The sequence below is a fragment of the Streptomyces prasinopilosus genome, assembly GCF_001419695.1.
Lineage (GTDB): Bacteria > Actinomycetota > Actinomycetes > Streptomycetales > Streptomycetaceae > Streptomyces > Streptomyces prasinopilosus.
Map to the genome: position 1 here is coordinate 566 of NZ_LIRG01000503.1, position 9099 is coordinate 9664.

At 73.7% G+C, this 9099-nt stretch carries 4 protein-coding genes; 2 read left to right on the forward strand and 2 right to left on the reverse strand.

Going from position 1 to position 9099, the window contains the following annotated elements; all coding sequences use genetic code 11:
- Positions 1 to 347: 347 nt before the first annotated feature.
- On the forward strand, positions 348 to 3509 hold the full coding sequence (locus AOK18_RS20580) for a sacsin N-terminal ATP-binding-like domain-containing protein (RefSeq protein WP_055695328.1): 3162 nt from the start codon (positions 348 to 350) through the stop codon (positions 3507 to 3509).
- A 126-nt stretch (positions 3510 to 3635) separates the two neighbouring features.
- On the opposite strand, the gene nhaA is transcribed toward AOK18_RS20580, so the two are convergent.
- Positions 3636 to 5531, reverse strand: coding sequence for a Na+/H+ antiporter NhaA (gene nhaA / locus AOK18_RS20585; RefSeq protein WP_079105112.1), 1896 nt, complete (start codon positions 5529 to 5531; stop codon positions 3636 to 3638).
- 263 nt (positions 5532 to 5794) lie between these two features.
- On the opposite strand from nhaA, the gene AOK18_RS20590 reads away from it, so the two are divergent.
- Positions 5795 to 6655 (forward strand): DUF5707 domain-containing protein, encoded by an 861-nt coding sequence (locus tag AOK18_RS20590; protein WP_055695327.1) that lies wholly within the window; start codon positions 5795 to 5797, stop codon positions 6653 to 6655.
- 96 nt (positions 6656 to 6751) lie between these two features.
- Here the strand turns inward: AOK18_RS20590 and AOK18_RS20595 are convergent.
- On the reverse strand, positions 6752 to 9099 hold a 2348-nt coding region (locus AOK18_RS20595), incomplete at its 5' end, for an HAD-IC family P-type ATPase (protein ID WP_055695330.1).

Below are 9099 nucleotides of genomic sequence, written 5' to 3' on the forward strand. Positions count from 1 at the left end.
CGTGGTGAAGGGCCGTGCTCTGGGCCCCGTCCCCCGGAGCACGGCCCTTCCGCCCGGGCGGGTGCGGCAGCCGTGGGACGGTCGCGGCGCGGGACCGGGACGCCGGGGTGCGGGACGGGCCGGGGTGCGGCACGCGGTCCCCGAACCGTGAGCACTTCGGCCGTTGTTGTCCCGACATCGCTCATCTGAGCGCGTATGTGACACTTGTCCGCCAAGTGCTCACGGTTTTCGGCCGGACACCCTCCTCCGCGCGTACCGCCCCGGGCCGGGCCGGGCCCGACTCGCCGGGCACCCCCGGCGCGGTACCTTCGACCTCACGCCGATCAGGGCCGATGAGGAGAGTGACCGTGAGCAAGTTCGTACGGCCCGCTGCCGAGGGCACGGACCCGTTCGGTACGGCGCGGCTGCGGCGCGGGGTGCTGGACGCCTGGGCCGCGAGCCCCGCACGGTTCCGTGAGGACGCCAACGCCGAGGAGGACCTCGTCCTCGGCGGGTACCGGGACCGCCTCGTCGTCGAGCTGGCGCAGAACGCCGCCGACGCCGCCGCCCGCGCCGGAGTGCCGGGACGGCTCCGGCTCACCCTGCGCGACGGAGTGCTCGTCGCCGCCAACACCGGCGCCCCGCTGGACGCGGCCGGGGTCGAGTCGCTGTCCACGCTGCGGGCCTCCGCCAAGCGGGACACCCCCGACCGGGCGGTGGGACGGTTCGGGGTCGGCTTCGCCGCCGTCCTCGCCGTCACCGACGAACCCGCCGTGGTCGGCCGGCACGGCGGGGTGCGCTGGTCGCTCGCCGAGGCGCGCGCACTGGCCGGTGAGAGCGCCGAGGGCAGCCCCGGCCTGGGGGACGAGATCCGCCGGCGCGACGGGCACGTACCCCTGCTCCGTCTCCCGTTCACCGCCGAGGGCACCGCCCCCGGCCCGTACGACACCGCCGTCATCCTGCCGCTGCGCGACGCGGCCGCCGCCGACCTCGCCGAGCGGCTGCTGCACGCCGTCGACGACGCCCTGCTGCTCGCCCTGCCCGGCCTCGCGGACGTCGTCGTCGAGATCGGCGACGCCCCGCCCCGCACCGTGCGCCGCGGCGACGACGGCGCCCTCACGGTGATCGAGGACTCGCGGGACGGCACCACCCGCTGGCGCACCGCCACCGCGCACGGGCCGCTCACCCCGGACCTGCTCGCGGACCGGCCGGTCGAGGAGCGGCTGCGCCCGCACTGGTCGGTGACGTGGGCCGTGCCGGTGGACGCCGACGGCGGCCCCGCCCGGCCCCGCACCAGCCCGGTCGTGCACGCGCCCACACCGAGCGAGGAGCCTCTGGGCGTCCCGGCCCTGCTCATCGCCTCCTTCCCGCTGGACTCCACCCGCCGGCACACCGCCCCCGGCCCGCTCACCGACTTCCTGGTGGAGCGCGCCGCCGACGCCTACAGCGCACTGCTCGCCGCATGGCGCCCGGTGACCACCGGGATCATCGACCTCGTGCCCGGCCCGCTCGGCCGGGGCGAGCTGGACGGCGCCCTGCGGCAGGCCGTCCTCGGCCGGCTGCCGCGCACCTCCTTCCTGCCGCCCGCCGCCCGGCCCACCGGACACGACGACGACTCCGACCTGCCCGAGACGCTGCGCCCCCGGGAGGCCGAGGTCGTCGAGGGCGCCGGCGCCGACACGGTCCGGGTCCTCGCGGAGGTGCTGCCCACCCTCCTGCCCGCCGGACTCGAACGGCGGGCCGAACTGCGCACGCTCGGCGTGGCCCGCCTCCCGCTGGCCGACGCGATCGACCGGCTGGCCGGGCTGGAGAAGTCGCCCGAATGGTGGCGGCGGCTGTACGAGAGCCTCGCCGGCGTCGACCCGGACCGGCTCTCCGGACTGCCCGTGCCGCTCGCTGGGGGCACCTCCCAGGCTTTCGGCTCTGGGGGAGGAAGGACCGCCACCGGCCCCCGGCAGGTGCTGCTGCCCGGCGCCGAGGCCGCCCGGATCGACCCCGCGACCCTGGCCCGGCTCGGCCTCAAGGTCGCCCACCCGGACGCCGCGCACCCCCTGCTGGAGAAGCTCGGCGCCCTCCCCGCGACCCCGCGCGCGGTGCTCACCACCCCGCAGGTGCGGGCCGCCGTCGCCGCCTCCCTCGACGACGAGGGCCCCCTGAACTGGGAGGACGAGGCACCCGACGCCGAGGAACTCGCCGACACCGTGCTCGGGCTGGTGCGCGACGCGGGCCTCGAACCCGGTGACGAGCCGTGGCTGGGCGCCCTCGCGCTGCCCGACGAGGACGGCGAACTCTCCCCGGCCTGCGAACTGGTCTTCCCCGACGGCCCGTTCGCCCAGGTGATGCGGGAGGGCGAACTCGCCTCCGTGGACCGCGAACTGGCGGACAGGTGGGGCGAGGCCCCGCTGGCCGCCTGCGGCGTGCTGGTCGACTTCGTCCTCGTCCGCGCCACCGACGTCGTCCTCGACCCGGACGAACTCGAACCCCGCGAGGGCGACTTCGCCGAACCCGACGACGTGGGCCTGCTGGACGCCGTCGACGTGTGGAGCGAGGACGTCCTCGACCGCTTCCCGGACAGCCCGGTACCGCCCGTCGCCACCGAACTCGTCGCCGTCCGCGACCTCGACCTCGTGGACGACGACCAGTGGCCCCGCGCCCTCGCCCTGCTCTCCCGCCCGCCGCTGCGCGACGCGCTCACCCAGCCGGTCCGCGTCCTGCTGCCGGACGGCACCCACGAGGTCGTGCGCCCCTACACCGCGTGGTGGCTGCGCGGGCACCCGGTGCTCGGCGGCCGCCGCCCGGCCGGCCTGCGCGCCGCCGGGAGCGACCCGCTGCTGCGCGGCCTGTACGACGAGGCCGACGCCACCGGCTTCGAGGACGAGCAGGTGCTGCGGGCCCTCGGCGTCCGCACGTCGGTGTCCGCGCTGCTCGACGAACCGGGCGGCGCCGCCGAACTCCTCGACCGCCTCGCCGACCCCGACCGCGAGGTCACTCCCGGCCAGCTGCACGCCCTCTACGGGGCGCTGGCCGGCCTGGACCCGGACGGGGTGACCCTGCCGGACGAACTGCGCGCGGTGGTCGACGGCCGGGTCGAGGTGGTGGACGCCACCGACGCCGTGGTCGTCGACTCGCCCGACCTGCTGCCGTTCACCGGGGGCACGGCCCTGCTGCCCGTCCGCCCCTCGCGCGCCGCCGAGCTGGCCGAACTGTTCCAGGTGCGGCGGCTGAGCGAGTCCGTGACCGGCGACGTGGACACCGAGGGCACCGAGCACGACGTACCGGAGCCGGTGCGGGTGCTGCTCGGGCCGGGCACCCCCGCCACCTACGTCGAGCACGGGGAACTCGTCGTGGACGGTGTGGAGATCGACTGGCGGCTGACCCGCGACGGGGTCCTGCACGCGGCCACCCTGGAGGGCGTCGCCGCCGGACTGGCGTGGGCGACCCGGCAGTGGCCGCGCCGCTTCGAGGTCGCCGCGCTGCTGGAGGACCCGTCCCGGACCGAGGAACTGGCCCGCGACCGCTGGTTCGACTGACCGCGACGGAAGACGGCGAGGGGGCCGGGGCCGGTCCGGCCCCGGCCCCCTCGTCGGAGGCGGACGGTTCGGTCGCCCCGCGGGTGACCGTCACCCCGCGGGGTGACGGACGCCCACGGGTGCCCGTTATGTCGTGGGCGCCTGGGCGCCGGACTCCGCCGCGTACTCCTCGAGCTTGCGGGCGAGCGTCGCCGCGTCGTACGGGCCGGTGTGCCGGCGGTTGCCGACGAAGAACGTCGGGGCGCCGCGGGCACCGCTGGCCTCGGCGCTGGCCGCGTCCGCCCGGACCCGGGCGGCCGTCCTCTCGTCCTCCAGGTCGCGCAGGAACCTCTCGACGTCGAGTCCGAGGTCGGCGGCGTAACCGGCGGTGTCCTCGTACTCGAGTTCGTCCTGGTGCTCGTAGAGCAGGTTGTGCATCTCCCAGAAGCGGCCCTGGTAGTCGGCGGCGACGGCCGCCCGCGCGGCGAGCTCGGCGTGCGGGTGCACGTCGGGCAGCGGCAGGTGCCGGAAGACGTAGCGGAACCGGTCGCCGAAACGCTGCCGCAGTTCCGCGGTGACGCCGGTGGCGCGGGCGCAGAAGGGACACTCGAAGTCGCCGTACTCCACCAGGGTGAGCGGTGCGTCCGGGGGCCCGAGGATGTGGTCGGTCTCCGGATCGACGGGACGGTCCAGGTAGCGGGGCAGGTCCGCGTCCGTCTCGCCGCGCAGGACGGCGGCCAGGTGGAACACCAGCCAGCCGACGGCGGCGGCGAACACGGCCGCGAGCAGGACGCCGACGGTGGCCTCGGCGCGGATGACCGGGTCCTCGAAGGCGAGCCCGACGATCAGCAGGGACACGGTGAACCCGATTCCGGACAGCACGCCGCCGCCCAGGACGTGGCCGTGCCCCACCCCGGTCGGCAGCTTCCCGAGGCCGGTGCGGGTGCCGAGCCAGGCACCGCCCCAGATGCCGATGAGCTTTCCGAGGACCAGACCGGCGACCACGGCCCAGGTGACGCGGGACGTCAGGGCATTGGTCAGGACGCCGTCGCGCAGGTCGACACCCGCGTTGGCCAGCGCGAACACCGGGACGATGACGTAGCTGGACCACGGGTGCAGGACCGTCTGGAGCCGCTCGTTGACGGAGACGGCCTTCTGGAGCCCCTTGCGTGCCGTCTTGCCGACGTCGGCGAGGGGGGACTGGCGGAAGGCGCGGAAGAGCCGCGCGGCCTGCTCCACCCCTTCCCGCGACGGGCTCGTGGCGGGGATGAGGAGACCGCCGAGCATGCCGGCGATGGAGGCGTGCAGGCCCGCCTGGAGGGTGGCGAGCCACATCACGAGGACGATCAGGACGTACGGGGCCGCCTGCCAGACGCCGAAGCGGGTCAGCGCGGACAGGACCACGCCCAGGAGGAGCGCGACGATCAGCTCCGGCACGCTGATGCTGCCGGAGTAGACCACGCCGATCACGGTGACGGCCACGATGTCGTCGATGACGGTGATGGCCAGCAGGAAGACGCGCAGCTGTGTGACGAACCGCGGGCCCACGATGGCGAGCGCGCCCAGCATGAACGCCGTGTCGGTGCCGATGACGATGCCCCAGCCGTGGGCGGCGTCACCCCCGGGCGCGATCAGCAGGTACAGCAGGACGGGCACGGCCATGCCGCCGATCCCGGCGAGGGCCGGGATCATGAGCCGGCTGCGGCTGTTCAGCTCGCCCACGGAGACCTCGTAGCGGACCTCCAGACCGATGACGAAGAAGAACAGGGCCATCAGCCCGTCGTTGACCCAGTGCCCCAGGTCCATCGACAGCTCGGCACCGCCGAGGGAGAGGGACAGGTCGGTGTGCCAGAGGGAGGTGTACGACTCCGACCAGGGCGAGTTCGCCCAGATCAGGGCCACCGCCACCGCCACCAGGAGCAGGCCCGCGCTGCCCGCCTCGGTCGCCAGGAAGGTGCGGACCGGGGTGGACAGCTGGGCTCCCAGTTCACTCCTGCGCGACTGGGTCTGGGAGTCCTCGGACTTCTTCCTGCGCCACAGCATCAGGGGCTCACCGCCCCGGTGCGGCCCCGGGCCGTGGCGGGCCGGTGGGGGAGGAGGGGGAGGAGGCTTCGGTCGGATCGCTGATCTTGAAATTTCCTACACATGTTTTTCCATTCTCGTACAACCATTCGGCCATGTGCCGTATCTGATCATGTGAGTCAACAGACTCCATGGTCACTCGGGTCCCGGTCGTGACGACGAGCCGCTGGATGACGTATCCATAACGTCGGCCGCCGGGGTCCCTTTCTCCACGTGGGGAACGCATGCGTATTCGCGCCACCGTCGCCGTACTCTCCGGCGCTCTGGCCCTGTCCGCCCTCGCCGTCCCGGCCGCGCAGGCCGACGGCCCCGACGGTCCGAACCTGGACAAGACCACCGCCGCCGAGCGCTTCGGCACCTCCAACGGGCAGTCGGCGTTCCGCGTCGCGACGGCCGCCCTGCCCACCGTGTCCAAGGTGACGGTGAACGCGGGCAAGGACATCGCCGTCGGCACCACCAACGCCAAGAACTTCACGGTCTCGGTGACCGCCAAGCACGCCACCGGCATCCTGGACGCGTACGTCGACCTGTGGCACGGCCCCGACTTCGAGGAGGGCCTCGACGGCCTCCTGATGCCGAACGAGGACATGGCCACGTGCACCGCCGCGAGCGCCACCACCTCGACCTGCAAGCTGACCTTCACCGCCGTCCCCGGCAGCGACCTGTACAAGAACGCGCTGGCCGGCACCTGGAAGGTGACCGTCGGCGCGCTGGCGGGCGACGGGAGCGTCTACTGGAACGACTACCAGCAGACCCACCGCGTCCAGCGCATCTCCAAGCTGACCGTGAACGCCGCGCCGGAGCCGGTGAAGAAGGGCAGCACCATCACGGTCACCGGCAAGCTGTCGCGCGCCAACTGGGAGACCTTCAAGTACGCCGGCTACGCCAACCAGTCGGTGAAGCTGCAGTTCCGCAAGAAGAGCTCCAGCACCTACACCACCGTCAAGACCATCAAGACCAACTCGACGGGCAACCTGAAGACCACGGTCAAGGCCTCCGTCGACGGCTACCACCGCTTCAACTTCGAGGGCACCTCGACCACCCCGGCCATCAAGGCCGCGGGCGACTTCGTCGACGTGAAGTAAGCCACCCCGGACACCTGATCACGCGGCCCCACGCCTCCCGAGGCGTGGGGCCGCGCCCGTGCGGGGCCGGTACGCGTCCGCCGGGCCGGGCGCGCCCTAGGCGGGGAAGCGCCGGTCCACCCACCTCCACAGGACCTCCAGGACGGCCGCCGCCGCCACCGCGATGCCGACCGCGGTCCACGGCATCGTCGGTCCGACCAGCTTCAGCGCGAAGAACTCCTGGAGCCACGGCACGGCCAGCACCAGCAGGAATCCGGCGCCCATCGCCGCCACCAGGGCGATCCGCCACCCCGTGTACGGGCGGGCGATGATCGCCAGCACCCACATCGAGACCAGGAACAGCGTCAGCGTCGCCGCGCTCGTCTCCGCGGCCAGCGCCTCCTCGCCGCCGTAGTGGTGGCGGGCGAGCAGGTAGGTGGCGAAGGTCGCCAGCGCGGCCAGCACGCCGCCGGGGATCGCGTACCGCATGACCCGCCGTACGAAGTGCGGCCGCGCCCGCTCCCTGTTCGGGGCGAGGGCCAGGAAGAACGCCGGGACGCCGATGGTGAGCGTGGACAGCAGCGTCAGGTGGCGCGGCAGGAACGGGTACTCCACCTGCGCGCACACCACCAGCACCGCGAGCAGCACCGAGTAGACGGTCTTCACCAGGAACAGCGTCGCGACCCGGGTGATGTTGCCGATCACCCGCCGTCCCTCGGCCACCACCGACGGCAGCGCGGCGAAACCGTTGTCGAGCAGCACGATCTGCGCGACCGCCCGCGTGGCCTCCGAGCCGGAGCCCATCGCCACCCCGATGTCGGCGTCCTTCAGGGCGAGCACGTCGTTGACCCCGTCGCCGGTCATCGCGACCGTGTGCCCGCGGGACCGGAGCGCGCCCACCATGTCCCGCTTCTGCTGCGGGGTGACCCGCCCGAACACGGTGCCCCCGTCGAGGGCCCCGGCCATCGCCTCCGGTTCGGCGGGCAGTCCGCGCGCGTCGACCACGGACCCCGCCAGCCCGAGTTTCCCGGCGACCGCGCCGACCGACACCGCGTTGTCGCCGGAGAGGACCTTGGCGTCGACGTCCTGCGCGGCGAAGTACGCCAGCGTGTCCGCCGCGTCCGGCCGCAGCCGCTGCTCCAGCACCACCAGCGCGGTGGGGCGGACCCCGACGGCGACCTCGGGGTCGTCCAGGGGCCGCTCCGTGCGGGCGAGGAGCAGCACCCGCAGGCCCCGCTCGTTCAGCCGCTCCGTGCGGGCCAGGGCCGGGTCGTCGGCGCCGAGCAGGACGTCGGGCGCGCCGAGCAGCCAGGTGGAGGCGGGAGCCGCAGTCCCGTCGCCCTCGGTGAAGGCGGCACCGCTGTACTTGCGGGCGGAGGAGAAGGGCAGGGCGGCGGTGCGCCGCCAGTCGCCGGGGGCCGGACAGGCGTCGGCGATCGCCCGCAGCGAGGCGTTCGGCCGCGGATCGGAGACGCCGAGGGCGCCGAGCACGCTGCGGACGTACGCCTCCTCGGCGCCGGTGTCCGTACCGGCACCCGTGGTGGTGCCCGTGCCGGTGTCGAGAAGGTGCAGCCCGGTGACGTCCATGCCGCCCTCGGTGAGGGTGCCGGTCTTGTCGAGGCAGACCGTGTCGACGCGGGCCAGGCCCTCGATGGCGGGCAGCTCCTGCACCAGGCACTGCTTGCGGCCCAGCCGGACGACCCCGATCGCGAAGGCCACCGACGTGAGCAGCACCAGCCCTTCGGGGACCATCGGGACGATCCCGCCGACCGTGCGGGCGAGGGAGTCCTTCAGGTCGTCGTCCTTGACGAACAGCTGGCTGATGATCAGCGCGGTCGCGGTCGGGATCATCATCCACGTCACGTACTTGAGGATCGTGGAGATGCCCGAGCGCAGCTCGGAGTGGACCAGCGTGAACCGGGACGCCTCCTCGGCGAGCTGCGCCGCGTACGCCTCGCGCCCCACCCTGGTCGCCTGGAAGGCGCCGCCGCCCGCGACCACGAAGCTCCCGGACATGACCCGGTCCCCGGGCCGCTTGACCACGGGGTCGGCCTCACCGGTGAGCAGCGACTCGTCGATCTCCAGCGAGTCGGCCTCCACGCACACCCCGTCGACGACGACCTTGTCGCCCGGCCCGATCTCGATCAGGTCGTCCAGCACGATCCGCGAGGTGCCGATCCCGGCGCTCACCCCGTCCCGGCGCACCGTCGGCCGGGCCTCGCCGATCACGGCCAGGGAGTCCAGGGTCCTCTTCGCCCGCCACTCCTGGACGATGCCGATCCCGGTGTTGGCGAGGATCACGAAACCGAACAGGCTGTCCTGGAAGGGCGCGACGCCCAGCATGATCACCCAGAGGACGCCGATGATCGCGTTGAACCGGGTGAGGACGTTCGCGCGGACGATCTCGGTCAGCGACCGGCTGCTGCGCACCGGCACGTCGTTGACCTGCCCGAGGGCCACCCGCT

Coding starts and splice junctions, on each gene's coding strand:
- nhaA (WP_079105112.1), bottom strand. CDS start 5,531: ATGCTGTGGCGCAGGAAGAAGTCCGAGGACTCCCAGACCCAGTCGCGC.
- AOK18_RS20590 (WP_055695327.1), top strand. CDS start 5,795: ATGCGTATTCGCGCCACCGTCGCCGTACTCTCCGGCGCTCTGGCCCTG.